The sequence below is a fragment of the Variovorax sp. KBS0712 genome, assembly GCF_006323185.2.
GTDB classification, from domain to species: Bacteria; Pseudomonadota; Gammaproteobacteria; order Burkholderiales; family Burkholderiaceae_C; genus Variovorax; species Variovorax boronicumulans.
Genome location: NZ_VCCD02000001.1, coordinates 1147634 through 1171615 on the forward strand (window position 1 = coordinate 1147634; position 23982 = coordinate 1171615).

Here is a 23982-nt window from a genome sequence, read left to right on the forward strand (position 1 = left end):
ACGCCGCGATGACGAAGACGAAGCGCCCCGCTCATGTCGTCACATCGCGATGCTCAAGCCCAGGCGCAGCGTGCGCGGCGCACCTGGGAACAGGTAGACGTGGCTGAACTGGTAGGGCGATTCCTTCCAGTAGCGGCGATCGAACAGGTTGTCGACAGCCAGCGTCCAGCTCGTGGCCATGCCGGCCAGCTTGGTGTCGTAGCGCAGCACTGCATCCAGGCGCGTCCACGACGGCAGCCGGATCGAGCCGTCGGGCAGCACGTTGCGGCGGCCTTCGTACGACAGCTGTCCCGCGAGTTCGAGGCCCGGCACCGACGCGAAACGATACGCGGCCTGCGCGCGCAGCACCTGCTTGGGCACGTTGGTGGGCGCCTGTCCGTTGAGCTCGGGCGCGGCCGTGCTGCCGCGCCGTTTGGCGTCGATGAGCGCCACGCTGCCGCCCAGGCGCCACGGGCCGCCGGTCCATTGCGCGCCGGCTTCGAGGCCGCGATGCACCGCGCGACCATCGTTGCGCACCGTGCATGACGCGCCGCACAGGTCGAGGTTGGTCATCGGGCGCGAGATGTCGAACCACGCGAGCTGCCAGTTGAACGCCGCGTCGCCGCCCTTCAGGCCCAGTTCCCACTGGCGCGATTGCAGCGCGGGCAGCGCCTCGCCCGCGTTCGCGTACTGCGAGCTCTTGTTCGGCACGACCTGCGATTCGACGCCCTTGCCCCAGCTCGCATAGGCGAGGAGCCCGGGCTGGATCGTGTAGCTGGCCGCGATCCACGGCGTGGTGATGCTGTCGCTGTAGCCGGTGGGGCGCGAGCCGTCGGTGCGGATGCTGTCGCGCGACAGCCGCGTGTGCCGCGCGCCGATCCAGGTCGTGAAGCGGTCGTTCCAGCGGATTGCGTCCTGCACCGACAGCTCGGTCGAGCGCTCGTTGCGGTTGGTGTTGGCGTCGGTCAGGCGCGGGTCGGCCGGCGTCATCGCGGTGGCCCAGATGTTGCCGGTGCCGACGTAGTTGTAGGCCTGGTCCTGGAAGCGGTTGCGCACGCGGCTTTGCAGCAGGCCGAAGCCCAGCTCGTGGCGCACGCTGCCCGTCATCACGTTGCCCTTGAGGTTCAGGCTGCCCGCGGTCTGCGTGCGGCGCTCGTTCTCGCTGCGGAAGTCGTACACGTCGAAGGTGCCGTCGGAACAGTAGCGGTCGTAGTTGCCTTCGGCGCCGCAACCGAAGGCGTAGGCCAGCCGGTCGTCGGTCTTCAGGCGCTGCTGGCCGATCTGCGCGCTCCAGCGCCAGTCGGCATTCAGTGCCTGGCTGAAGCGCACCGTGCCGGTCAGCGCCTTGAACACCGAGGGCTGCGACCACGGCTGGTTGTTGAGGTTGATGCGCGGATCGACCGGTCGGGGCAGCGTGTTGCCCAGCAGGCTGTAGCCGTTCTGGCTCGGCTGCTGCTTGTGGCTTTGCTCCACCTCGAACTCGAGCACCGAATCGCGCGTGATGCGCCAGTCGGCCGCGAGCGAGAAGAGGCGGCGGCTGCCGTCCAGGTTGTGCGTGAGCGGCTTGAGCTTTTCGCCGGCCAGGTTGAGCCGGTAGCCGAACTGGCGGTTCTCGCCGAAGCGCCCGCCGACGTCGATCGCGCCGAGCACGCTGCCGCGGCTCGTGGTTTCGAGGCGGACCGTGCGCAGGTCCTGCTCGGTCGGGCGCTTGACCACGTAGTTGACGAGCCCGCCCGGCGCACTGGTGCCGGCCTGGATGCCGCTGGTGCCGCGCAGGATCTCGATGCGCTCCTTGTTGTCCAGCGGGATCGCCGTCTCGGCGCTGATCGGCAGGCCTTCGCGACGGTAGTTGAAGCGGTTGTCGAGCACGAAGCCGCGCACCGTGAGGTAGTCCCAGTAGCCGGCGGAGTTGTAGGCGTCGGTGACCGAGGCGTCGAACTGGGTCAGGTCGGCGAGGCGGCGTGCGCCGCTGCTGCGCAACTGCTGGCTGTCGATCACCGTGGCCGACAGCGGCAGCTCGCGCAGCGGCACGTCGCCGAAGCCGCTGATCTCGGCCTGCGGCGCGGCGGCGCCGTCGTTCACGGTGACTTCGGGCAGTGCTTGCGACTGCGATTGCGCATGCGCGCCGCAAGCACCGAAAGCGAGGAGGGCGGCGGCAAGCGCGCGCGAAAGCGGGGAGTGCGAGAAAAGTCGAGCGTTCATTCTGTGCGTTCAGGGGAACCGGGGGCGGCGTGCATCGCCGTCATCCATTGAGCGGCCGTGGCCTCGGGGTCGTCGGCGGCCACCAGTGCGCGCACCACGGCGACCGAGCCGACGCCGGTGGCGAGCACCTCGGGCAGCCGCACGGCATCGACGCCGCCGATGCCCACCTGCGGGTAGCCGCGCAGCAGCCGCGCGTAGGCTGCGAGCCGTGCCACGCCCTGCGGCGCGGTCGCCATCTTCTTGAGCGTGGTCGGGTAGATGGCGCCCATCGCGATGTAGCTCGGGCTCACCGCGTCGGCGCGCACCATCTCGGCGTAGCCATGGGTGCTCACGCCCAGCCGCAGGCCGGAAGCGCGCAGTTGTTGAAGCTCATCGGGCGATAGCGTGTCGAGGTCTTCCTGCCCGAGGTGGATGCCGTAGGCGCCGGCCGCGATGGCGACCTGCCAGTGGTCGTTGATGAAGAGCAGCGCACCGGTGCCGCGCACGGCTTCGACGGCGGCCTGCACTTCGCGCGCGACGGCCTCGGTGTCGTCCGACTTGAAGCGCAGCTGCACCGTCGGTACACCGGCGCGCGCCATGCGGCCGACCCATGCCGCGTCGGGCAGCACGGCGTAGAGGCCGAGCCGTTCGGGGCAGGGCGGAAAGGCGTCGGCACGCGCGGTCGGTGGAAAGGGTCCCATGCCGAAATCGACTGGCGCATCGGGCCATGCCGACGCGTCGAACTGGCTGAGCCGTTCGGTCTGCGCGCGCCACGCATGGGCGAGGCATTCGGCGTCGATCTCGATGAAGCCGAGCGCGGTGCAGGCCTGTTTGGCGCCCCGATAGATGGCGTCGTCGGAGGTAAAGTGCGGCGCGCCGCTCACGGCCGTGGCCGTGGCGGCGCCGAAGCGCAGGCCGTGGGCCGCGACGATGGCTTGCGCCACGGCGCGGGCGTTGGTGGTGTCGATGGTGTTCATGGTGCGTGGTGCCAGAAGGGCGTGCCGAGCACGGGCGTGCTGGGCTGCGCGGCGTCCTGTGCGGCCATCGCGCCGGCGCGGTAGGCGGCGCGGCCGGCCTGCACTGCATCGGCGAACGCGCCGGCCATGGCGACGGGTTCCTGTGCGAGCGCGACGGCGGTATTGAGCAGCACGCCGTCGTAGCCCCACTCCATCACCTGGCACGCATGCGAGGGCAGGCCGAGGCCCGCGTCGACCAGCATCGGCACCTTCAGCCGCTCGCGCAGCAGGCGCAGCGCATACGGGTTGACCGGCCCGCGCCCGGTGCCGATGGGCGCGGCCCACGGCATCACGGCCTGGCAGCCGACATCGACGAGGCGCTGGCACAGCACGAGGTCTTCGGTGCAGTACGGCAGCACGTGGAAGCCGTCGCGGATCAGCTGCGACGCCGCATCGACGAGGTTCAGCGTGTCGGGCTGCAGCGTGTAGTCGTCGCCGATGAGCTCGAGCTTGATCCACGGCGTGTCGAACAGCTCGCGCGCCATCTGCGCGGTGGCGATCACTTCCTGCACGCTGTGGCAGCCGGCGGTGTTGGGCAGCACCGGAACGGCCAGTTTGCGCAGCAGCTCCCAGAAGCCGTTGCCGAGGTCGCTGTTGCCGGAGCCCTGGCTGGCGGTCTGGCGGCGCAGCGAGGCGGTCAGCATCGCGGGCTTCGCGCGCTGCACGGCGGCTTCGAGCACGTCGGGCGAGGGGTAGCGCGCGGTGCCCAGCAGCAGGCGGCTTTGGAATGTCTGGCCGTAGAGGACCAGGGGATCGGGATTGGTCATGGTTGTCGTCTCCATCGTCTTGTCTCTGGTGCGTTCGGTCAGCCGCCGGTCACCGGGCGGATCACCTCGACGCGGTCGTCGGCGTGCAGTGGGTGCGTGGCATAGGCCGAGCGCGGCACGAACTCGCGGTTCACCGCCACCGCGAAAGGCGGCACGGCCTGCAGCACGGCCAGCGCGTCGGCGAGCAGCGCGCCCTCGGGCAGCGTGCAGGGCTTGTCGTTGATCAGGATGTTCATCGTCGATGTTGTGGTCATGCGTCGGGCACGTCCATGCCGAAGCCGCGTGCGAGCGTGGAACGGCCGTGCGCCAGCAGTTCCATCGCCGCGTCGAGCAGGGCGGGCGCGATCATGAAACCGTGGCGGTACAGGCCGTTGATCTGCAGCACGCGCGGCTGGGGCTGGCGAATGGCGGGAAGGTTGTCGGGCAGCGTGGGCCGGCATTGCGTCGCGATCTCGACGATGCGCGCCTCGGCAAAACCGCTGTGCACCGCGTAGGCCGCGCTCAGCAGCTCGAGCGTGGAGCGCACGCTGGCGGGCGACAGGTCGTCCGACTCGATCTCGGTCGCGCCGATCACGAACAGATGGTCGGGCTTGGGCGCGATGTACAGCGGGTAGCGCGGATGCACGAGCCGCGTGGGCCGCTGCAGCGTGACCTCGGGCGCATGCACGCGGATCACCTCGCCGCGTACGCCGCGCAGTGCATTCCATTGCGGCTTGGCACCGAGGCCGCGGCAGTCGATCACCCAGTCGGGCTGGCCTGCCGTGCCGGGCGAAAAGTCGGAGGGCGCACGCGGCGATTGCCAGTGCAGCGTCACGCGGGCATCAGCCTCCAGCGTGGCACGCAGCGACGCCAGCAGCGCACGGTTGTCGAGCTGGCCTTCGCCCGGCAGGTACAGGCCGCGCGCGAAGCGCGCGTGCCCAGCGAGGGCTCCAGCGCGGCGATGGCGGCGGGGGTGTCGAGCGCCTGCATCGGTGCCAGCTCGGGCACCTGCGCACCGGTGCGCGCCAGCACGCCCGCGAGCCGCGTGGCCTCGGCGGCGTCCTGCCGGTGCCACAGCACCAGCGTGCCTTCGCGCTGGAAGAACACGGGTTGTGCCAGCGGCGCTAGCAGCTCGGGCCAGCGCGACAGCGCGTGCTGGCCCATGCGCACGACCGACACCGGCGCGACGGCCGATTCGGCCAGCGGCGCGAGCATGGCCGCGGCCACGCGCGCGGCCGCGCCTTCGGCCTCGGGGCTGCCGGCTTCGTACAGGTCGATGCGGCAGCCCGCGCGTGCCAGCTCGACCGCGAGCAGCCGGCCCATCAGGCCCGCGCCGAGGATCGCCGCCGAGCCGAAAGGCAGGGGATGCGGTGTGCTCATGCGGCACCTCCGTCGGCTCGCCGATAATTTTCGCCATGACCCAAGCACCCACCCAGCGCTATGCACGCGTGCTCTCCATCGCCGGCTCGGACAGCGGCGGCGGCGCCGGCATCCAGGCCGACCTCAAGACCTTCGCGGCGCTCGGCTGCTACGGCATGACGGCCATCACCGCGCTCACCGCGCAGAACACGGTGGGCGTCTCGGGCATCCACGGCGTGCCGCCCGACTTCCTGAAGGCGCAGATCCAGGCCGTGGTGGAAGACATCGGCGTCGACGCCGTCAAGCTCGGCATGCTGCACGCGCCCGAGGTGGTCGAGGTGGTGGCCTGGGCCATCGACCGCTACCAGCTGAAGAACGTGGTGCTCGACCCCGTGATGATCGCCACCAGCGGCGACCGCCTGATCGCGGCCGAGACCGTGCAGGTGCTGGTGCGCGAGCTGTTCCCGCGCGCCGTGGTGGTCACGCCCAACCTCGACGAAGCCGCCTTGCTGGTCGGTCATGCCATCGGCGGCATCGACGCGCTCGACGGCGCGGCCGACGAATTGCTCGCGCTCGGCGCGAAGGCGGTGCTGCTCAAGGGCGGCCACCTGCCGGGCGACGAGGTGGTCGACGTGCTGCTGGAGCGCAGCGGCGCGCGCAAGCGACTCGCGTCGCAACGCATCGCCAGCCGCAACCTGCACGGCACCGGCTGCACGCTCTCGTCGGCCATCGCCGCGCACCTGGCACTGGGCCTGGCGCTGCCCGAGGCGGTCGAGCGCGCACGCACGTACATCCTCGGCGCGATGAGCGCCGGTGCGAATGTGCAGGTCGGTGCGGGCCACGGTCCGCTCAACCACGGCTTTGCGCCAGTGCCGACCCACCGCTTGCCGCTGTCGGCCGGCTGAGCCAGGCCAGCACGAAGGTCGCCGCCAGCGTCGGCAGCGCCGAGCCGAACTGCGGCGCCCACTTGGCGAGCGCGTGGTAGGCCGCGATGCCCGCGAGCCAGATCAGCGCCGCGCCCCAGTCGATGGTGCGCGTGCCGCTTGCCGACACGGCGCTTCCGCTGCCCAGCCGCCCGAGGATCACGCCGTACAGCGGAACGAACACCGAACTCAGCAGCAGCAGGAAGGGTTCGAGCGTGTGCATCGGCAGCACCAGCGCCAGGCCGATGCACAGCACTGCCAGCAGCAGGCCCCAGCGCTTCACGCTCCAGCGGGGCAGCAGGCTGTGCGTGGACACCGAGCCCGAGTACACGTCGCCATAGGCGTTGTCGAGTTCGTCGATGAGGATCAGGCCCAGCGCCACCAGGCCGCCCTGCGCCAGCAGCAGCGCCGTGACGAGGCTGGTGCCCGGCTCGGCCACGCTCACCACCATCACGCCCAGTGCGTAGCACCAGATGTTGGCGAGCGCGTAGCCGATCCAGGTGCCGCTGAACGCGCTGCCCAAACCACCGGCGGCACTGCGCTTGCCGTGGCGCGCGTAGTCGGCCACCAGCGGCAGCCACGACACCGGCATCGCGATCACCAGGTCGAGCGCGCTGAACATGCCCATGCTGCCGTCGCCCGGCCGGGCCCAGAAGGCGTCCAGGCCCTTGGCGTGCAGCCGCGTCGCGAACTGCCAGCTGAGCCACAGCAGCGACAGCACCACCAGCGGTAGGCCGAAGCGGCTCACGAAGCGGCGCACCAGCTTCACCATCGAACCCGCGAGCAGGGCCAGCAGCACCGCGCCCCACAGCAGCGTGGTCAGCACGCCGCCCCAGGCCGTGCCCAGCGCGGGGCCGAAGGCCTGTTGCCCGATGGCCTGCGTGCCTTCTCGCATGATCACGAGCTCGAAGGTGGTCCAGCCCACCAGCTGCACGATGTTGAGCAGCACCGGCAGCCGCGCGAAGGCGCTGCCGTAGGTGGCGTGCATCAGGCCGGCGCTGGCCAGCCCGGTTTCGCAGCCCAGCCGCGCGGTCCAGGCCAGCAGCCCGGCGCCGAGCAGCGAGCCCAGCACGATCGCCAGTGCCGCGTCGCGCGTGCCCACGGCCGGCACCAGGTAGGCGCCGATCTGCATCACCAGCAGCCCCACGCCGAGGCTGAACCACAGCGAGGCGTGGTCGTGCCAGCCGAAGACGCGCCGGGAGGCGGGCAGGGGCGTGAGCGCTTCGTTGCCGGAAGCGGAACTGTCGTTGTCGTGGTCGTGTGCCATCCGTTTTGCTCCAGTGCAAAAGGTTTGGCAGGTGGGCGAGGCTCCAGTGGCGCGGCCGTCGCGCGAGACAACGCGACAGGCCACCGGACCAGCTTCCCTGCGCGAGGATTACCTCAGTCAGGTTCAAAGGGACTCTCTCAGTCAGCCCCGGAACAATCCGGCTCGACACCCCTAGCGATGCGCCCCAGCGAACTGCGGCGCGGGGCGGATTTTATCCCCGCGCCGCAGAACGTCGCAGACGCATGAAAATCCGCGTCGCGAGGGCGGTTTCACATGCCCTGGGGAACCACGACACATGGCAGACGAATTCAAGCAGCCGGGACCGCCACCGGCGCCACCCGCGAACGCGCCGCGCACCCGCCTGCGGCGCTTCCGGGTCGACGTCGGCACCATCATCTGCGCGGTCGCGCTGCTGCAGTCGCTGCTGCTGGTGGCCTTCGGCTACTGGGGGGCGGAGCAGCTGGTGTCGAAGGTGGGCGAGTCGGCGCACAAGGTCAACCACGACCGGGTCGAAGACAACGTCCTCGCCTTCCTCGCGAAGACCGAAGGGCTGGTGCGCGCCATCGCCCACACGCCCGACCTGCACCCGGCGGGCCACGACGGCGAGCAGACCGCCGAGCTGCTCTGGGCCGCGCTGGAACAGACACCCGAAATCGACAGCATCGGCGTGGGCAGCGACGATGGCCATTTCTTGATGGCCATGCGCCACCCCGTGTCGGTGGTGCGGCAGGTGCTGCGCGAGAAAGACTTCACCACCGAGACCTGGGAGTACAAGTCGCCGCCCGACAGTGACGGCGACGAAGACCCGCGGCGGCGCTACGAGACCACGCGCATCGAGGCCTTTCGCAGCGAGGACGACCCGGTGCACCAGGACTGGTTCACGCAGGCCGAGAAGGCGCAGCGCGCCGTGTGGACCGCGCCCTTCGTTCTGCCGTCGATGAAGGAACTGGGCGTGAGCCATGCCCGGCCGAGCCGGCGGCAGGACGAGGAGGGCGTCGCGCAGACGATTGTGGCGGTCGCCAGCGTGTCGCTGGGGCATCTCTCGAACCTCGTGCGCCTGTTCGGCGGCACGGGCCACGGCCACAGCGCGCTGTTGAGTGCCGACCACCACGTGATCGCGCGCAGCGACAACCCGCATTCGGTGCGCAAGCTCGAAGACCCCGACGACGGCGTGCTCGGCGCGCTGCACGCCCACATGCTGGCCAACGGCAGCCGCGGCTGGACCGAGGACATGGCCTTCGGGCTCGTGCACGAAGGCCAGCACTACCAGGTGCAGACTTCGCGCATTGCGGCCACCGACTGGCATCTGGTCAGCTGGGAGCCCGAAGAGGCGCTGCTGGGTGCGCTGCACCGCAATGTGCTGTGGTCGCTGCTGCTGGTGCTGGCGTTCCTGGCGATCGCGCTCTTCATTTCGCTGCGCCTGTCGAAGCTGGTGACCGCGCCCATCGAAAGTCTCTCGCGCACGGCGCGGCGCATCGGGCGGCTCGAGCTCGACGACCTGCCGCGCGAGTCGAGCCGCGTGCTCGAGATCCAGCACCTGAACCAGGCGCTGGACGAATCCGCGCGCAGCCTGCAGGCCTTTCGCAAGTTCGTGCCGGTGGACGTGATCCGCCAGCTCATCGCCGAAGGCCATGCCCTAGAGCCCAACGGTTCGCCGCGCCGCATCACCGCGATGTTCACCGACGTGGAAGGATTCACGGCCATCGCGGAATCGATGCCGGCCGACGTGCTGATGCGGCAGCTGACCGACTACTTTAACCTCGCGACCCGCGTGTTCGCGCGCCACGGCGGCGTGATCGACAAGTTCATGGGCGACGGCATCATGGTGTTGTGGGGCGCGCCCACCGACCTGCCCGACGCGGAGTACCACGCCTGCGCGGCCTCGCTCGAACTGCACGCCGAGATGACCGAGCTCAACCGTCGCTGGCAGGCCGAGGGCCTGCAGCCTTTTCGCACGCGCATCGGCATGCACACCGGCATCGTGATCGCCGGGGTGCTCGGCTCGAGCGACCGGCTGTCGTACACGGCGCTGGGCGACGTGATCAACGCGGCCAGCCGCATCGAAGGCACCAACAAGCAGCTGGGCACGCGCACGCTGATGTCCGAGGCGACCTTCGAAGGGCTGGGCGGGCGTCTGGCCACGCGGCGCATCGAGGAGCAGATCGAGCTGCGCGGGCGGCAGACGCGGATGGTGCTCTACGAACTCCTAGAGGTCGAGCACCAGCCTCGGTGAGCGGGCCCGCGAGCAGCAGGGCAGGAAGCAGTCGTTGGCCGCCTGCTCGGCGGGTGTCAGGTAGAGGTCGTGGTGCGCGACCTCGCCTGCGAGCACCCGCGTGAGGCAGGTGCCGCAGACGCCTTGCGCGCACGAGACCGGGATCTCGATGCCCTCGGCGGCGAGCGCGTCCAGCACAGTCATCGTCGCGGGGATGTGGACGACGCGGCGGGAGCGGTGCAGTTCGACCTCGAAGCAGCCTTGTCCATCGGCCGGCGGTGCGGCGCCCGAGAACGACTCGAAGTGCACCTGCGCGTCCGCCCAATGCAGGGCGCGCGCGGTCGTGCGAACGGCCTCGAGAAAGCCCGAGGGGCCGCAGACATAGACGTGTCGGCCCGGAGCCGGACTGCCGAGGGTGGTGGCGAGGTCGATGTGCTGCGCGGGCGGGCCGTCGTCGTGGTGAAAGAACACCTTGTGCGCGAACGCGCTGTCTTCGAGCCGGCGCCGGTAGGGCGCGCGCGCCGCCGAGCGGCTGCAGCAGTGCAGCGCGAAGTCGGCCCCCAGCGCGGCCAGCCGCTGCGCCATCGACAGCAGCGGCGTCACGCCGATGCCGCCGGCCAGCAGCAGGCTGTGCGTTGCGTTTTCGTCGAGCGCGAAGAGGTTGCGCGGCGGGCCGATCTGCAACACCGAGCCCTCATGGACGGCGTCGTGCATCGCCCGCGAGCCGCCGCGCGAGGCGGCGTCGCGCAACACGCCGATTTCGTAGTGCCCCTCGCCGTCAGGGGCCGATGCGTTGCACAGCGAATACTGGCGCACCAGCCCGCCTGGCAATGCGACGTCGATGTGCGCGCCCGGCGTGAAGGCCGGCAAGCGCTCGCCATCGGCGGGTACCAGCCTGAAGCCGGCCACGCCTTCGGCCTCGACCGTCTTGCGTGCCACCCGCACCGCGATGCCTGCGCCGCCCGACACGCCATTCATTCCTTCGGCACGAGGAAGTTGCCGGCCTCGAACTGCACGGGCGGGGCCGCGGGGTCGAAGCTCACGCCGGCCGGGTCGCGGCCTTCGCGCAGCGCGTCGAGCTGGCGTTGCAGCAGCCGGCGCAGCATCACGATGCCGCGGTCGGACGAGGCCAGGTGCTCTTCCGAATGCGCGGTGATGGCGCCCTGGCTCACCTGCGCCTCGTAGTCGCCGGGGAAGGCGCGGTGCTCGGCCTCGCTCAGCTCTTCCCACAGCTTGCCGTTCAGGCGCGAGCGCACGCGGGCAAGGTCGCCGGGGTTTTTCACCCGGCCGACGGTGTAAATGCGAAAGCTGTGGTCGTCGATCGGCAGCACCCAGCCGATCGACTCGACGCGCCCGTAGGCGGCCACGCGCGGGTTGGGCACCACGCGCAGCGTCGGCAGCACGGGGCCGGCCACGCGGCGGAAGGTGCTGCCGTCTTCGAGCGTGCGGATCGAGGTGATCGTCACGCCGGTCTCGGTGCTCTCGAAGCTCACGTCGGGCATCTGACCCATGAGTGCCACGAACTGCGTGCCGCTGAAGCTGCCGTGCAGCACGGGCACGTGAAACGGGTCGGCCACGTTCTCGTAGTGCTGCAGCCAGTTGCAGGGAATGACCTGCGGCCCGCCGCCGCCGATGCTGTTGCCGTCGGCTTCCAGGGTCTCGCCGTCGTCCATGGTTTCGAGACAGTCGTAGCGTGGCAGCACGGGCTTCTTCTCGGCCGGGCCGAGGTAGGCCCAGACCAGGCCGTACTGCTCCTGCACCGGGTACCAGGGCTGGCGCACGCGGCCGCGGCTGCGCGCGCCGCCATCGGGTTCGCAGGGCTGGTCGACGCAGTGGCCCTGCACGTCGAACATCCAGCCGTGGTAGCAGCAGCGGATGCCTTCTTCTTCCACGCGCCCGTAGTAGAGCGACGCTCCGCGGTGCGCGCAGCGCCAGTGCACGAGGCCCGCGCGGCCTTTCTTGTCGCGGAACAGGATGAGGTCTTCGCCCAGCACGCGCACCTGGCGCGGCGTGTCGGTGGCGTCGGCGGCCAGGCCGATGGGGTGCCAGTAGCGGCGCAGCAGCTCGCCCATGGGCGTGCCGGCGCCGACCTCGGTCAGCTCGGGTTTGTGGCTCGGCGCCTTGCGGCCGTAGGCGGTACCGGTGTCGAAGGCGATGGGTTGCCACTCGGACGTGGCGGAAGGGGGGGCGACGGCGCTCATTCGGGGGTGACTCCTGCGGCCTTGATCAGGTCCGCCACGCGGGGAAAGTCGGCCTTGTAGCCGGCACGGAATTCGGCGGGCGTGCTGCCCAGCGGCTCGAAGCCGTAGCCGGCCAGCCGCTCCTGGATGTCGGGCAGCTTCGTGATCTCACGCAGCGCGAGCGACCATTCGTCGAGCACGGGCTGCGGCGTGCGCGCGGGCGCATACACGCCGATCCAGCTGTCGAGGTCGAAGCCTGCAAAGCCCTGTTCGGTGAAGGTCGGCACGTTGGGCATCGAGCGCACGCGCTGGCGGCCCGTGATGCCCAGCACCTTGATGCGCCCGGCCTGTGCGAGGCCGCGCGCGGTCGCGGGGTTGGCCCAGGCCACGCCCAGCGCTTCGCCGAACATGTCGTTGTGCGCGGCGGCCTCGGCTTTGTAGGGCACGTGCACCAGGTCGATGTGGTTCTGGCGCGCCAGCAGTTCGCCGAACAGGTGTGCGTTGGAGCCGTTGCCCCAGGTGCCGTACGAGACGCCGGGATGCGCCTTGGCGTAGGCCACGAACTCGCGCACGGTGGAGAAGGGCGCCGAGGCGCGGGCGATCAGCATCGGGCCGCCGGTGGCCAGTTGCGACAGCGGCTCGAAGTCTTTCACCGGGTCGTAGGGCAGCCTGGGTTGCAACACCACGTTGTTGATGTGCGTGAGCGGCAGCGTGAGCAGCACGGTGTAGCCGTCGGGCGCGGCCTTGGCGACGGCGTCGGCCGCGATGGTGCCGCTGGCGCCGGGACGGGCCTCGACGATCACCGGCTGGTTCCAGCGCGCCTTGAGCTTCTCGGCATAGACGCGGGCGATGGCGTCCATCGGCCCGCCGGGCGAGCCGAAGGGCACGATGCGCACCACGCGGTTGGGAAAGGGCGCGGGCTGTGCGAAGGCGGGGCCGGCGGCGAGGGCCGCGATGCCGGCACCGAGCACACCGAGTGCATGGCGGCGCGCAGTGCATGTCTTGTCCGCCGCGTGTGCTTCGGGCGGCGAGGGTCTGAACCGATTCATCGTGTCTCCAGTCGTGTTGTACTTGTGCGCTGGACGATACGGACAGCCTGCCCCGCGGGCAATTCGAAGCTTTGAATATGAGATATGGCCCAACGTGATATCCGCAGCCTCGATGTCGGCATGCTGCGGACCTTCGATGCTCTGATGCGCGAACGCAGCGTGTCGCGCGCGGCGACCCGGCTCTTCCTGAGCCAGCCGGCGGTGAGTGCCTCGCTCAACCGGCTGCGCGACACCTTCGGCGATCCGCTGTTCACGCGCACGGCGCATGGCGTGGAGCCCACGGCGCGCGCCCATGCGCTGGCCGGTCAGGTCGAGCGCGTGCTGGCCGACCTGTCCGCGATGCTGGAGCCCGGCGAGGGCTTCGAGCCGGCGGTGTCGCAGCGCATCTTTCGCATCTCGGGCAGTGACTACGCGAGCCACCTGCTGCTGCCGACACTCGCCAACGAACTCGTGGCCTGCGGGTCGCGCATCCGCCTGCACTGGGAGACGAGCTCGTTCCTCACGCTCACCGAGCGCCTGCGCAAGGGCGACTTCGACGTGGCCGTGCTGCCGCGCCTGCAGCCGCCGAGCGATTGCGAATCGGCGCTGCTGTACGAAGACCGCTACGTGGTCGCGGTGCGCCGCGGCCACCCGACGCTGGGCGAGGCGGCCACGCTGGATGCCTTCTGCGACGCGCCGCACGTGTTCCTGGGCTACGGCAGCTCGGCGCTGGACGACCTCATCGACCAGGTGCTGGCGCGGCAAGGGCGCACGCGCAGCATGCGCGTGGCGATGACCAGCTTCGGCCAGATCGTCGACCTGCTGGCGCAGACCGACCATGTGGCCGTGCTGCCGCTGCGCGTGGCCGAGCGCTTTCGCGATCGTCTCGCGGTGCACCCGCTGCCCTTCGAGTTGCCGGGCTACCGCTCGGTCGTCTGCTGGAACCGGCGCTCGAATTCGGATGCGGGCGTGCTGTGGCTGAAAGACGCGCTGCTGCGCATCGCGCTCACTGCGCCGGCTTGAGCCTGCGCGCGAAAGCTTCCAACCCGTCGATCGTGATCTGGATGTGCCGCTCGAAACTGCTGTCGAGCGGCACGGTGGTGCCGTTGTCCCAGCGCAGGATGAAGGCCTTGTTGGCCAGCTGCGGCAGGTGGCGAGCGAGCACGGGATGGTCGAGCGGGCGGATCGTGTGGACGCGCTCGCGCAGCTCTTCGGCCCAGGCCTGCGTGTTGTCGGCGGGCAGGGGCGAAAACTCCATTGTCAGGAAGCCCAGCATCGCGGCGATCACGCAGTTGTAGGCCTCGCGCAGCGGCTCGCCGTCGAAGCCGGCCTCGGTCAGCGCCGCCAGCACGCCTTCGACCAGTTCGGTCGGCAGGCTGCCGTTCGACACCAGCTGCGCCCCGAGCAGCTGCGCCACGTTCGGGTGCTGCCGCACCGCGGTGCGGCAGCGGTGGAACAACTCGGCGATCCAGTCCTGCCAGGCGAGCGTGCCCTTGGGCGGCGTGACCTGCGCCATGACCGTGGCGGCGACTTCGGCCAGCAGGGCCTCGCGCGTGCTGACATGCCAGTGCACCGTGGCCGGGTACACGCCGAGCTGCGCCGCGATCTCTCGCATGCTGAAGGCGCCGAGGCCGAAGGCGTCGATGTGCGCCAGCGCGGCTTCGGCGATGCGCTGCTTCGACAGCGCCGCACCGCCGGCAGGGCGGCCGGCCGTCCGGGGGCGAGGCTCGGGGACTTTTTTCTTCATGGATGCGGCCATTGTGCAGCGGGTGAATTGATTGTATAAATATTATTAATTGAGCATTGATCAATTAAGCGGGCCGGGCGCTCCCGGTACGTTCCACTCCCAAAGGATGTCTTCCATGACGACCGCCATCGACCAGGCCCTGGCCCAGGCCCATCAACGCTTCACCGACGGCAACCCCGAAAGCCTGCGCCGCTTCGAGGCGCAGACGCGTTACATGCCCGGCGCCAACAGCCGTTCGGTGCTGTTCTACGCGCCGTTCCCGCTCACCATCGCCAAGGGCGAAGGCGCGGCGCTCTGGGACGCGGACGGCCATCGCTACACCGACTTCATCGCCGAGTACACGGCTGGCGTCTATGGCCACTCGGCGCCTGAGATCCGCGAGGCGGTCATCGAGGCGATGCAGGGCGGCATCAACCTCACGGGCCACAACCTGCTCGAAGGCCGGCTCGCGCAGACGATCTGCGAGCGCTTTCCGCAGGTCGAGCAGCTGCGCTTCACCAACTCGGGCACCGAGGCGAACCTGATGGCGCTCACGGCCGCGCTGCGCTTCACGGGGCGGCGCAAGATCGTCGTGTTCTCGGGCGGCTACCACGGCGGCGTGCTCGGCTTCGGCGACCAGCCGTCATCGACGACCGTGCCCTTCGACTTCCTCGTGCTGCCCTACAACGACGCGGACACGGCGCGCGCGCAGATCGACGAACACGGTGCGGACATCGCCGCCATCCTGGTCGAACCGATGCAGGGCGCGAGCGGCTGCATTCCGGGCGGGCGCGATTTCCTGCAGGCATTGCGTGACGGGGCTACGCGGGTCGGGGCGCTGCTGGTCTTCGACGAGGTGATGACCTCGCGGTTGGGGCCGCACGGGCTGGCGAACGGGTTGGGCATTCGAGCCGACCTGACGACGCTGGGCAAGTACATCGGTGGCGGCATGTCCTTCGGCGCCTTCGGTGGGCGGGCGGACGTGATGGCGCAGTTCGACCCACGCACCGGGGCGCTTGCGCACTCGGGCACTTTCAACAACAACGTGATGACGATGGCGGCCGGCTATGCGGGCCTCACGCAGCTGTTCACGCCCGAGGCGGCAGCAGCATTGGCCGAGCGCGGCGAGGCGATGCGGTCACGGCTCAATGCGCTGTGCGAGCGCGAAGGCGTCGCGATGCAGTTCACCGGCGTGGGCTCGCTCATGAATGCGCATTTCCTGCGGGGCGAGGTGCGGCGCGTGGCCGACCTGGCGGCGGTGAACGGGCGCTTGCGGCAGCTGCTGTTCTTCCACCTGCTGAGCGAGGGGATCTACACCTCGCCGCGCGGATTCGTCGTGCTCTCGCTGCCGTTGTCGGCGCAGGATATCGACCGCTACGTCGCCGCCGTGGGCAGCTTCATCGAGGCCTACCGGCCGCTGCTGCTCAGCGCGGGGTAGTGCCCGCCACGCCCAGCAGCTCGTGCAGGCGCGTGCTGGTGGTCGTGTACTGCAGCGGGATCGCCTTGCCGGGGAACACCCGCGCCGCGGCGCCCCAGGCGGCCAGCGTGGCCTCGTGGAAGCCGCAGACGATGAGCTTCTTCTTGCCCGGGTAGGTGTTGATGTCGCCCACCGCGAACACGCCGGGCTCGCGGGTTTCGTACTTCTCGGTGTCGACCGGCACCTGCTTGCGTTCCAGCTCGAGGCCCCAGTCGGCGATGGGGCCCAGGCGCGGCGAAATGCCCAGGCAGGCGACCAGCGCGTCGAGCGGCAGGTTGACCGTGGTGGCGTCGGGCGTGGTGATCTGCAGCTGCTTGCCGTCGAAGGCGCTCGGCTGGCCGACCCGGAAGGCCAGCTTGCCGTCGGCCACGAGGGCGCGCATGGCGGCCACGTTCGCCTCGTCGGCCTGGAAGCCGTCGCGGCGGTGGACCAGCGTCACCTGCCTGGCGATGGCCGTGAGGGCGATGGCGGTTTCCAGCGCGATGTCGTCGCCACCGTTCACCACCACCGTCTGGCCGGCGAAGCGGTCGAGCGAATCGGGGTGATAGAACAGCGTCGAGCCTTCGAACTGCCCGATGCCGTCGACGGCGATGCGCTTGGGCACGAAGGCGCCGACACCCGCCGCGATGAACACGGTCTTCGCAAGGAAGGCGGTGCCGGCCGAGGTGGTCAGCAGCAGACGGTCGTCGGCCTGGCGGGCAAGCGTAGAAACCTGCTCGCCGAAGTGGAATTGCGGCTTGAACGGCGCCACCTGCTGCAGCAGCGACTGCGCCAGATCGCGCCCGCTGGTGACCGGGGTGCCGGGAATGTCGTAGATCGGCTTGTGGCCGTACAACGCCACGCACTGGCCGCCGGCGGCGGGCAGCGCATCGACGATGTGGCAGGAAATCTCGAGCAGGCCCAGCTGGAAGGCCTGGAACAGGCCGACCGGACCGGCGCCGATGATCAGCGCGTCGGTCTCGATCGGTGCGGGCGCCTGGCTCAGCGCACCAGCTCCGAGATCTTGCCCGTCTTGTCCTTCCACTCCTCGGCTTCGGGCAGGGCGGGCTTGCGCTTGGTGATGCTCTTCCAGCCGTCGGCCAGGGCCAGCTCGGCGTTCAGCTTGATGAAGGCGATCTGGTCGGCCGGCAGGTCTTCCTCGGCGTAGATCGCATTGACCGGGCATTCAGGGATGCAGACGGCGCAGTCGATGCATTCATCCGGGTCGATCACCAGCATGTTGGGACCTTCGCGGAAACAGTCGACGGGGCAAACGTCCACGCAGTCGGTGTATTTGCAACGGATGCAGGCTTCGGAGACGACGTGGGTCATTTGTCTTTTAGCGTCAGGAGAAGGGGCTGGAAAACCCTAGATTTTAGGCCTTTGCGGCGGGCGTCTGCACGAGCACGGCGGCGGAGGTGCGATGGGAGGCCGTATCGACCAGCACCAGCGACCCCAGCGCACGCGATTGGGCGAAGGGCAGCACGGCCAGCGGCTGCTGCAGCGCGAGCACCACATCGCCGATGGAATTGGCCTCCAGCTGGGTCGCCGGCTCGGATTCGAGGGTGGTGATGTTCACGCGATCGACGATGCGCGCCACCTTGGCCTTGACCCAGCGGTGGCCCTGCAGCGCCCAGTACACGCGGCCCGCGACCAGCGGCTCGTCGTCGAGCCAGGCCACGGTGGCGGTGATCTCGCGCACGGGCTCGAAGGCCTCGGGTGCCAGCAGCCAGTCGCCGCGCGACACGTCGAGTTCGCGGTCGAGCACGATGCCGGCGCTGTGACCCGCATGCACCGTCTTCGGCTGGCGCGTGTGGCTCAGCACCTGGGCGACGGTGGCGGTCTGGTTGCTCGGCAGCACGGTCACGCGCTGGCCGGGCTCCACATGGCCCGAGGCCACGCGGCCCCAGAACACGCGGCGGCCCTGCGAGGTGTCGGCCGAGGCCGAGAACTTCTCGACCCACTGCACCGGGAAGGCGAAGGGCACGGCCTCGTCCTGTTCGGTGACCGGCAGTTCTTCGAGCAGCTCGAGCAGGCTCGGGCCTTCGTAGCCGACCCAGTCGGCATGGCGCGTGGCCACGTTCCAGCCCTTGAGGGCCGAGATCGGCACGATGGCCGCGACCTTCACGCCGGCCGCTTCGGCAAAGGCGTTCAGCGCGGTCGAGATGCGTTCGAAGGCGAGCGCGGCGTCGTCGATGGCGTCGAGCTTGTTGACCGCGAACACGATCGACTGCACGCGCAGCAGGTGGGCCAGCAGCGTGTGGCGGCGCGTCTGCGGCAGCAGCTCGCGCTTGACCACGGTGCCGTCTTCGACCTCGGCGGCCCAGGCCAGCTTGGTGGCATCGACCAGCACCACGGCCGCGTCGGCGGCCGAGACGGCCGTGACCATGTTGCGCGTGTACTGCTCGTGGCCCGGCGCGTCGCCGATGATGAACTTGCGCTTGGCGGTCGAGAAGTAGCGGTAGGCCACGTCGATCGTGATGCCTTGCTCGCGCTCGGCCGAGAGGCCGTCGGTCAGCAGGGCCAGGTCGGTTTCGCCGCCGCGCTGCACGCCGGCCAGCTGGTCTTGCAGCACGGTCTTGCTGTCGACCAGCAGGCGGCCGATGAGCGTGCTCTTGCCGTCATCGACCGAGCCGCAGGTGATGAAGCGCAGGGCGGTGCCGGTGTCGCCGTGGACGTCGGTCGTGGCGGGGGGTGCGATCGTTGCGCTCATCAGAAGTAACCGTCTTTCTTGCGTTTTTCCATCGAAGCTTCGGACGTCATGTCGTCCATGCGCGTGGCGCCGCGCTCGCTGACGTCGACCGACAGCGTCTCCAGCACCACGTCGCCCGCGCCTGCGGCCAGGCTCTCGACCGGGCAGGTGGTCGTGATGTCGCCCACGGTGCGAAAGCGCACGTCGCGCACCTGCACGGTCTCGCCGTCGCGCGGCGGCGTGAGTTCGGTCACGGGCACCAGCAGGCCGCGGCGCTCGACCACTTCACGCTTGTGCGTGTAGTAGATCGACGGCAGGCCGACGTTCTCGCGCTCGATGTATTGCCACACGTCGAGCTCGGTCCAGTTCGAGATCGGGAACACGCGGAAGTGCTCGCCGGGAGCCAGGCGCGTGTTGAACAGCGTCCACAGTTCGGGGCGCTGGTCCTTGGGCTGCCACTGGCCGAAGCTGTCGCGGTGCGAAAAGATGCGCTCCTTGGCGCGGGCCTTTTCCTCGTCGCGGCGGGCGCCGCCGATCAGCGCGTCGAAGCGGAATTCTTCGATCGCTTCGAGCAGCGTCACCGACTGGTGCGCGTTGCGCGATTCGCCCGGATGGGCCAGGCGCACGGTGCCGCGCTTCATCGAGTCTTCGACGCTGCGCACGATGAGTTCGGCGCCCAGTTCCTTCGCGCGCTGGTCGCGGTAGGCCGTCACTTCGGGGAAGTTGTGGCCCGTGTCGATCATCAGCAGCGGGTAGGGAATGCGGCCGACGCCGAAGGCTTTCTCGGCGCACTTGAGCAGCACCAGCGAGTCCTTGCCGCCCGAGAACAGCAGGGTGGGGCGCTCGAAGGCGGCGGCCACTTCGCGCAGGATGAAAATGGTTTCTTCTTCCAGCGCGTCGAGGTGCGTGTTGGACAGGTTCGCGGGTGAATGCATGGGCGGCTGCAGCAGGTCGGCTTCGGTACGGGCGTTCATCGGATGGGGTCCTGGAGGCGGGGAGCGATCGTTCAGTGCGACAGATGCAAGCCGCATTCGCGGTTGTCCTCGCCCTTGGTCGGGTCCACGTAGTCGAAGTTGTTGGGCAGGCCGTTGGCTTCGCAGTATTCGTACAGGTCCTTGGACGACCAGTGCAGCAGCGGCGCGACCTTGATCAGGCCGTCCGGGTTGACGCTGACCGGGTCCATCTGCGCGCGCACGGCCGTGTCGGTGGCCCGCAGCGCGGTGAACCACACCTTGGGCGCGGTTTCGCGCAGCGCGCGGGCAAAGGGCTCCAGCTTCACTTCTTCGGTGAAGGCGGCGTGGCGCGGATCGTCCAGCGCCGGCGTGGCACCTTCGACCGCTTCGCGGTGCGCGCGCGAGCGGCGCGGCAGGTAGATGTGCAAGTCCAGGCCCAGGAGCTTCGTCACCTCGTCGGCAAAACGGTAGGTGGCCTCGGTGTTGTAGCCGTTGTCCATCCAGACCACCGGCACGTCCCGCTTGGCGCGCGTGACCATGTGCAGGATCACGGCCTCGAAGGGGCGGAAGTTGGTGGTGATGATCGCGGGCTGGCCCAGGCCGACGGCCCAGTCCACCAGGCCCTCGGCGTTGCGGCCGAGTTCGGTGTTGATGCGTGCAAAGTCGATGTCGGTGGCGATGCTCATGGGGCTCTCTTGTCTGCTCAGGCGCCGGCCACGAAGTGCGGCGCGGTCTTCACTGCGTCGCCCTGGTAGAACGTGGCGAAGCGGTCGAACTGGCGTTGTGCGTCGGAGGCGTCCACGCCTTCCTTGAGCACGGCGCTGGAGAAGCCGGTGCGTTCCATCTGCACCAGCTGGTCGATCAGCACATCGCCCGTGGCGCGGATGTCGCCCGTGAAGCCCAGGCGGCGGCGCAGCAGGAAGGCCTGGCTGTAGGCGCGGCCGTCGGTGAACTTCGGAAAGTTCAGGTCGATGCGCTCGATGTCGGCCAGGCACACCTCGATGGCGAGCGGGTCGGCGTCGTTGGCCAGTTGCAGGACCTTCGGGTCGCCGTCGTCGATGTGTTCTTCGGCCGAAAGGATGTTCAGAGTCTTTTTCATGCTGCTTCCTCCACCTTGAATCGCGCACCGTTGGCTGCGGCCTTGAACGGGTCGTGGCCCACGCGGCGCAGGGTGTCGATGAAGGTCTCGCCGTTGGCGCGGGTGTCGCGGTACGTGATGAGCACGGCCTCGATCACGCCCGGCACTTCGGCCGCCGAGAACGAGGGGCCGACCACCTTGCCGGCCTGCGGCGCGCCGCTGAGCGCGGAGCCGTCGGAGCCGCCGAGGGTGACCTGGTACCACTCCTTGCCGTCCTTGTCGACGCCCAGGATGCCGATGTGGCCGCTGTGGTGGTGGCCGCACGAGTTGATGCAGCCGCTGATGTGCAGGTCGATCTCGCCCAGGTCGTCGAGCTCGTCGAGGTCCTGGTAGCGCTCGGTGATGGCTTCGGCGATAGGAATGGAGCGGGCGTTGGCCAGCGCGCAGAAGTCGCCGCCGGGGCAGGCGATCATGTCGGTCAGCAGTTGCACGTTGGCGCTGGCGAAGCCGGCGGCGCGGGCGGCGAGCCACAGCGCGTGCAGGTCTTCGGCGTGCACCCAGGGCAGCACCACGTTCTGGTCGTGCGTCACGCGGGCTTCACCGGCCGAGAAGCGGTCGGCCAGCTCGGCGATGGTGTCGAGCTGGTCGCCCGAGGCGTCGCCGGGCGCCTGCTTCAGGCGCTTGAACGACAGCGTCACGGCGCGCAGCGCGGGGTTCTTGTGGGCGTCGACGTTGCGGGCGAGCCAGCGCGCGAACATGACGTCGTCGGCGGCGTGGGCGCGCAGCTCGGCGTCGGTCTTCTCGGCGCTTTGCAGCACGCGGGTGGCCAGCGTCGGCGGCACGAAGGAGGCGGCCACGCGGTCGTACTCTTCCTGCGTGATGGTGTGCGGTGCGCCGTCGTGCTCGAGGATCTGCTTGTACTCGGCCTCGACGTCGTCGATGTAGCGCTGGCCTTCGGCCTTCACCAGGATCTTGATGCGCGCCTTGTAGATGTTGTCGCGGCGGCCGTAGCGGTTGTAGACACGAATCACCGCTTCGAGGTAATTCATGATCTGCTGCCAGGGCAGGAACTCGCGCAGCACGGTGCCGATGATGGGGGTGCGGCCCATGCCGCCACCCACCTGCACGCGAAAGCCGATGTCGCCCGCTTCGTTCTTCACCACGTGCAGGCCCACGTCGTGCCAGCCGGTGGCGGCGCGGTCTTCGGTGGCGCCGGTGATGGCGATCTTGAACTTGCGCGGCAAAAAGGCGAACTCGGGGTGCAGCGTGCTCCACTGGCGCATGATTTCCGCGAAGGGGCGCGGGTCGGCGATCTCGTCGACGGCGATGCCGGCGCGCTCGTCGCTCGTGATGTTGCGGATGCAGTTGCCGCTGGTCTGGATGCCGTGCATGTCGACCGAAGCCAGCAGGTCCATCACGTCGGCCGACTTGGCCAGCGGAATCCAGTTGTACTGGACGTTCTGGCGCGTCGTGAAGTGGGCGTAGTGGGTGGGCAGCTTGTGGCTGCCGAGCAGGCCCTGGGTCTCGATGGCCTTGCGGTAGACCTCGGCCTCGGGCTCGTCGTATTCGCGGGCGATGCGGGCCAGCACGCGCAGCTGCTTGCTCGACAGCTCGCCGTACGGCACGGCCACGCGAAGCATCGGCGCGTAGCGCTGCACGTACCAGCCGTTTTGCAGGCGCAGGGGGCGGAACTCGTCCTCGTGCAGGCGGCCCTTTTGCCAGCGCTCGAGCTGGTCTCGGAACTGGGCAGCGCGTTGGTGAACGAACTGGCGGTCGAATTCTGTGTATTGGTACATCGTGCGTATGTGTCTTGAAGTGCGGTGCGTCCAGCGCCCCAGCAAGAAGCCCCGGATTCTGAAAGCCCGCCTTATGGAAACAAACTATTTTTTGGTTCACGTCTTATGCGGATAAGCTTATTCACCAGCATCCATGCGGGTTGCGAGGCGGTTGGTTGCTTATTCCGGATAAGGCGCGAAGGCCGGCGCGGGGTCGCCGGACGCTGGATTCTAGGAACCCGGGGGCACCCGCGCAGGGCGCCTATCGCAGCTTGAAGTCGAAGCCGAGGGTCTGCGGCGAGCTCAGCAGCTGCCGGGCGGCCTTGTCGGCCTGATGTTGCGCATTGAGCCATTCCCGGGCCAGCCGGGCTTCGGTCCGGTTCAGGTGCTCGATGCCGTGGTGGCGCTCCTTCGACCAGGCCTGGAAGCACTTCACCACCCGCAGCGGATCGCCGATCTGCTCCTCGATCCGCAGCCGGTAGATGTCCGCGGCCACCATGACATCCTTCAAGGTGAAGTTCTGGCCTTTGACGTGGACCACGTAGGGGACCACATAAGAAGTTGTCCTGGCGAGATCGCTCATGCCTTCATCCGTGCCTCAAGTCGCTGCCTGTGCCGCAGATTAGCGGCGGGTATCGAAATGAAACTGAGCGTTTCTGAGCGCCGCAGCGGCACCCGGACAGCGCCGGGCTAGCGCCGGATGAGCGTCTTGGCGTGGAAGCGGTAGCCGGCGTTGCGCGCCGTGTTGATCGGCAGCACCAGGCCCGTGGCCTCGCTGACCTTGCGCCGCAGGCGGCGGATCTGGGTGTCGAGACGGCGCTGGTCGTAGCTCAGGTAGTGCTCGCCCAGGGCCTGCACGATCTGCTGGCGGCTGGCGATCTCGCCGGCGCTGCGCATCAGCTCGTGCAGCACCGTGAGGTCCTGCTCCGACAGCGCAATGGGCGCGAAGCCCGGCGGCGACAGCCGGCGCGGGCCCAGTTCCAGCACCCAGGCGTCGGCCGGCAGCGCGGCGGGCGAATCGCCCAGGCGCCGCGACAGCGCCGCCAGCGTGGCCGCCAGTTCATCGAGGTCGGTGGTCTTCGACAGGTAGTAGTCGGCGCCGATGTCCAGCCCCGTCACGCGGTCGCGGGCGCCGCCGCGCGCCGTCAGCACGACGATGCCCAGGCGCTCGCCGCGTTCGCGCAGCTCGCGGATCAGCGACAGGCCGTCGCCGTCGGGCAGCCCGAGGTCGACCAGCGCGATGCCGTGGCGGGCCGGGTCGTAGGTGCGGTGGAAGCCTTCGAGCGACGCCTCGGCATCGACCCGGTAGCCGCTGCCGGCCAGGAACTCGCTCAACTCTTCGCGCAGCACGGCTTCATCTTCCAGCAGGATCACATCACGCATGGGAACAGGGTAGGGGCTGGTGGCCGAG

22 protein-coding genes, 1 pseudogene and 1 riboswitch are annotated in these 23982 nt (G+C 69.3%); of the genes and pseudogenes, 4 read left to right on the forward strand and 19 right to left on the reverse strand.

Translation table 11 applies throughout. The annotated features are described in order from the left end of the window. Positions 1-39: 39 nt before the first annotated feature. The 5 genes and pseudogenes from FFI97_RS05120 to FFI97_RS05140 form a co-directional block, all read right to left on the reverse strand. Complete coding sequence (locus FFI97_RS05120) at positions 40-2181, reverse strand: TonB-dependent siderophore receptor (protein WP_139704178.1); 2142 nt, start codon at positions 2179-2181, stop codon at positions 40-42. Beyond that, positions 2178-3137, reverse strand: coding sequence for a thiamine phosphate synthase (gene thiE, locus FFI97_RS05125; protein WP_139704181.1), 960 nt, complete (start codon positions 3135-3137; stop codon positions 2178-2180). Before thiE ends, FFI97_RS05120 begins: the two co-directional genes overlap by 4 nt. Beyond that, complete coding sequence (locus FFI97_RS05130; RefSeq protein ID WP_139704184.1) at positions 3134-3943, reverse strand: thiazole synthase; 810 nt, start codon at positions 3941-3943, stop codon at positions 3134-3136. The genes thiE and FFI97_RS05130 overlap by 4 nt, the downstream gene beginning before the upstream one ends. A gap of 38 nt (positions 3944-3981) precedes the next feature. After that, complete coding sequence (gene thiS, locus FFI97_RS05135) at positions 3982-4179, reverse strand: sulfur carrier protein ThiS (RefSeq protein WP_062472460.1); 198 nt, start codon at positions 4177-4179, stop codon at positions 3982-3984. Positions 4180-4193: 14 nt separating this feature from the next. After that, a pseudogene (locus FFI97_RS05140) lies at positions 4194-5302 on the reverse strand (FAD-dependent oxidoreductase). Positions 5303-5337: 35 nt separating this feature from the next. On the opposite strand from FFI97_RS05140, the gene thiD reads away from it, so the two are divergent. Beyond that, a complete protein-coding gene (gene thiD / locus FFI97_RS05145) occupies positions 5338-6186 on the forward strand; it encodes a bifunctional hydroxymethylpyrimidine kinase/phosphomethylpyrimidine kinase (protein ID WP_095745499.1) in 849 nt (282 codons plus the stop codon). Here thiD and FFI97_RS05150 read toward each other — a convergent pair. Next, positions 6131-7471 (reverse strand): purine-cytosine permease family protein, encoded by a 1341-nt coding sequence (locus FFI97_RS05150; protein ID WP_139704188.1) that lies wholly within the window; start codon positions 7469-7471, stop codon positions 6131-6133. The two genes, thiD and FFI97_RS05150, sit on opposite strands and share 56 nt — an antisense overlap. 77 nt (positions 7472-7548) lie before the next feature. After that, positions 7549-7654, reverse strand: a riboswitch (TPP riboswitch). A 1489-nt stretch (positions 7655-9143) separates the two neighbouring features. Between FFI97_RS05150 and FFI97_RS34400 the strand changes: the two genes are divergently transcribed. Beyond that, positions 9144-9704, forward strand: coding sequence for an adenylate/guanylate cyclase domain-containing protein (locus tag FFI97_RS34400; RefSeq protein ID WP_409574626.1), 561 nt, complete (start codon positions 9144-9146; stop codon positions 9702-9704). Here the strand turns inward: FFI97_RS34400 and FFI97_RS05160 are convergent. Genes FFI97_RS05160 through FFI97_RS05170 form a run of 3 tightly spaced genes read right to left on the reverse strand, consistent with a single transcriptional unit; the run spans position 9678 to position 12912 of the window. Next, a complete protein-coding gene (locus FFI97_RS05160; RefSeq protein ID WP_260684905.1) occupies positions 9678-10652 on the reverse strand; it encodes a PDR/VanB family oxidoreductase in 975 nt (324 codons plus the stop codon). The two genes, FFI97_RS34400 and FFI97_RS05160, sit on opposite strands and share 27 nt — an antisense overlap. A gap of 5 nt (positions 10653-10657) precedes the next feature. Next, positions 10658-11884 (reverse strand): aromatic ring-hydroxylating dioxygenase subunit alpha, encoded by a 1227-nt coding sequence (locus FFI97_RS05165; protein ID WP_139706786.1) that lies wholly within the window; start codon positions 11882-11884, stop codon positions 10658-10660. Beyond that, the gene (locus FFI97_RS05170) at positions 11881-12912 is read right to left on the reverse strand and encodes a Bug family tripartite tricarboxylate transporter substrate binding protein (protein ID WP_139706784.1); all 1032 of its coding nucleotides are present in this window, start codon (positions 12910-12912) and stop codon (positions 11881-11883) included. The genes FFI97_RS05165 and FFI97_RS05170 overlap by 4 nt, the downstream gene beginning before the upstream one ends. Positions 12913-12996: 84 nt before the next feature. Between FFI97_RS05170 and FFI97_RS05175 the strand changes: the two genes are divergently transcribed. After that, positions 12997-13914: a LysR family transcriptional regulator gene (locus FFI97_RS05175; RefSeq protein ID WP_139706782.1), complete on the forward strand. Its 918-nt coding sequence runs from the start codon at positions 12997-12999 to the stop codon at positions 13912-13914. On the opposite strand, the gene FFI97_RS05180 is transcribed toward FFI97_RS05175, so the two are convergent. Further along, positions 13898-14638 (reverse strand): TetR/AcrR family transcriptional regulator, encoded by a 741-nt coding sequence (locus tag FFI97_RS05180; RefSeq protein WP_139706780.1) that lies wholly within the window; start codon positions 14636-14638, stop codon positions 13898-13900. The genes FFI97_RS05175 and FFI97_RS05180 overlap by 17 nt on opposite strands. 115 nt (positions 14639-14753) lie before the next feature. Here FFI97_RS05180 and FFI97_RS05185 point away from each other — a divergent pair, with 115 nt between their 5' ends. Further along, positions 14754-16055: an aspartate aminotransferase family protein gene (locus tag FFI97_RS05185; protein WP_139706778.1), complete on the forward strand. Its 1302-nt coding sequence runs from the start codon at positions 14754-14756 to the stop codon at positions 16053-16055. Here FFI97_RS05185 and FFI97_RS05190 read toward each other — a convergent pair. The 9 genes from FFI97_RS05190 to FFI97_RS05230 form a co-directional block, all read right to left on the reverse strand. Beyond that, positions 16042-17118: an NAD(P)/FAD-dependent oxidoreductase gene (locus tag FFI97_RS05190; protein WP_139706776.1), complete on the reverse strand. Its 1077-nt coding sequence runs from the start codon at positions 17116-17118 to the stop codon at positions 16042-16044. The genes FFI97_RS05185 and FFI97_RS05190 overlap by 14 nt on opposite strands. Beyond that, positions 17076-17405 carry a ferredoxin FdxA gene (gene fdxA / locus FFI97_RS05195; protein WP_062472491.1) on the reverse strand — a complete coding sequence of 110 codons (330 nt, stop codon included), beginning with the start codon at positions 17403-17405 and terminating at the stop codon, positions 17076-17078. Before fdxA ends, FFI97_RS05190 begins: the two co-directional genes overlap by 43 nt. Before the next feature lie 43 nt (positions 17406-17448). Further along, on the reverse strand, positions 17449-18786 hold the full coding sequence (locus FFI97_RS05200) for a sulfate adenylyltransferase subunit 1 (RefSeq protein ID WP_139706774.1): 1338 nt from the start codon (positions 18784-18786) through the stop codon (positions 17449-17451). Continuing rightward, positions 18786-19739, reverse strand: coding sequence for a sulfate adenylyltransferase subunit CysD (gene cysD / locus FFI97_RS05205; protein WP_062472495.1), 954 nt, complete (start codon positions 19737-19739; stop codon positions 18786-18788). The genes FFI97_RS05200 and cysD overlap by 1 nt, the downstream gene beginning before the upstream one ends. Positions 19740-19771: 32 nt before the next feature. Next, the gene (locus FFI97_RS05210) at positions 19772-20404 is read right to left on the reverse strand and encodes a phosphoadenosine phosphosulfate reductase family protein (protein ID WP_139706772.1); all 633 of its coding nucleotides are present in this window, start codon (positions 20402-20404) and stop codon (positions 19772-19774) included. A gap of 17 nt (positions 20405-20421) precedes the next feature. Continuing rightward, positions 20422-20817: a DUF934 domain-containing protein gene (locus FFI97_RS05215; RefSeq protein WP_062472499.1), complete on the reverse strand. Its 396-nt coding sequence runs from the start codon at positions 20815-20817 to the stop codon at positions 20422-20424. Next, the gene (locus tag FFI97_RS05220) at positions 20814-22592 is read right to left on the reverse strand and encodes a nitrite/sulfite reductase (RefSeq protein ID WP_144004376.1); all 1779 of its coding nucleotides are present in this window, start codon (positions 22590-22592) and stop codon (positions 20814-20816) included. The genes FFI97_RS05215 and FFI97_RS05220 overlap by 4 nt, the downstream gene beginning before the upstream one ends. A 241-nt stretch (positions 22593-22833) precedes the next feature. After that, positions 22834-23154 carry a hypothetical protein gene (locus tag FFI97_RS05225; protein ID WP_139705889.1) on the reverse strand — a complete coding sequence of 107 codons (321 nt, stop codon included), beginning with the start codon at positions 23152-23154 and terminating at the stop codon, positions 22834-22836. A gap of 107 nt (positions 23155-23261) precedes the next feature. After that, a complete protein-coding gene (locus FFI97_RS05230) occupies positions 23262-23954 on the reverse strand; it encodes a response regulator transcription factor (protein ID WP_139705891.1) in 693 nt (230 codons plus the stop codon). Positions 23955-23982: the final 28 nt, after the last annotated feature.

What these genes read in the sequence shown, in the direction of transcription:
- FFI97_RS05175 (WP_139706782.1), top strand. Translation starts at nt 12,997, where the DNA reads ATGGCCCAACGTGATATCCGCAGCCTCGATGTCGGCATGCTGCGGACC.
- FFI97_RS05230 (WP_139705891.1), bottom strand. Translation starts at nt 23,954, where the DNA reads ATGCGTGATGTGATCCTGCTGGAAGATGAAGCCGTGCTGCGCGAAGAG.
- FFI97_RS34400 (WP_409574626.1), top strand. Translation starts at nt 9,144, where the DNA reads ATGTTCACCGACGTGGAAGGATTCACGGCCATCGCGGAATCGATGCCG.
- FFI97_RS05120 (WP_139704178.1), bottom strand. Translation starts at nt 2,181, where the DNA reads ATGAACGCTCGACTTTTCTCGCACTCCCCGCTTTCGCGCGCGCTTGCC.
- thiD (WP_095745499.1), top strand. Translation starts at nt 5,338, where the DNA reads ATGACCCAAGCACCCACCCAGCGCTATGCACGCGTGCTCTCCATCGCC.
- FFI97_RS05165 (WP_139706786.1), bottom strand. Translation starts at nt 11,884, where the DNA reads ATGAGCGCCGTCGCCCCCCCTTCCGCCACGTCCGAGTGGCAACCCATC.
- FFI97_RS05180 (WP_139706780.1), bottom strand. Translation starts at nt 14,638, where the DNA reads ATGAAGAAAAAAGTCCCCGAGCCTCGCCCCCGGACGGCCGGCCGCCCT.
- FFI97_RS05215 (WP_062472499.1), bottom strand. Translation starts at nt 20,817, where the DNA reads ATGAAAAAGACTCTGAACATCCTTTCGGCCGAAGAACACATCGACGAC.
- FFI97_RS05185 (WP_139706778.1), top strand. Translation starts at nt 14,754, where the DNA reads ATGACGACCGCCATCGACCAGGCCCTGGCCCAGGCCCATCAACGCTTC.
- FFI97_RS05200 (WP_139706774.1), bottom strand. Translation starts at nt 18,786, where the DNA reads ATGAGCGCAACGATCGCACCCCCCGCCACGACCGACGTCCACGGCGAC.
- thiS (WP_062472460.1), bottom strand. Translation starts at nt 4,179, where the DNA reads ATGAACATCCTGATCAACGACAAGCCCTGCACGCTGCCCGAGGGCGCG.
- FFI97_RS05170 (WP_139706784.1), bottom strand. Translation starts at nt 12,912, where the DNA reads ATGAATCGGTTCAGACCCTCGCCGCCCGAAGCACACGCGGCGGACAAG.
- FFI97_RS05225 (WP_139705889.1), bottom strand. Translation starts at nt 23,154, where the DNA reads ATGAGCGATCTCGCCAGGACAACTTCTTATGTGGTCCCCTACGTGGTC.
- FFI97_RS05220 (WP_144004376.1), bottom strand. Translation starts at nt 22,592, where the DNA reads ATGTACCAATACACAGAATTCGACCGCCAGTTCGTTCACCAACGCGCT.
- cysD (WP_062472495.1), bottom strand. Translation starts at nt 19,739, where the DNA reads ATGAACGCCCGTACCGAAGCCGACCTGCTGCAGCCGCCCATGCATTCA.
- FFI97_RS05210 (WP_139706772.1), bottom strand. Translation starts at nt 20,404, where the DNA reads ATGAGCATCGCCACCGACATCGACTTTGCACGCATCAACACCGAACTC.
- FFI97_RS05150 (WP_139704188.1), bottom strand. Translation starts at nt 7,471, where the DNA reads ATGGCACACGACCACGACAACGACAGTTCCGCTTCCGGCAACGAAGCG.
- fdxA (WP_062472491.1), bottom strand. Translation starts at nt 17,405, where the DNA reads ATGACCCACGTCGTCTCCGAAGCCTGCATCCGTTGCAAATACACCGAC.
- thiE (WP_139704181.1), bottom strand. Translation starts at nt 3,137, where the DNA reads ATGAACACCATCGACACCACCAACGCCCGCGCCGTGGCGCAAGCCATC.
- FFI97_RS05130 (WP_139704184.1), bottom strand. Translation starts at nt 3,943, where the DNA reads ATGACCAATCCCGATCCCCTGGTCCTCTACGGCCAGACATTCCAAAGC.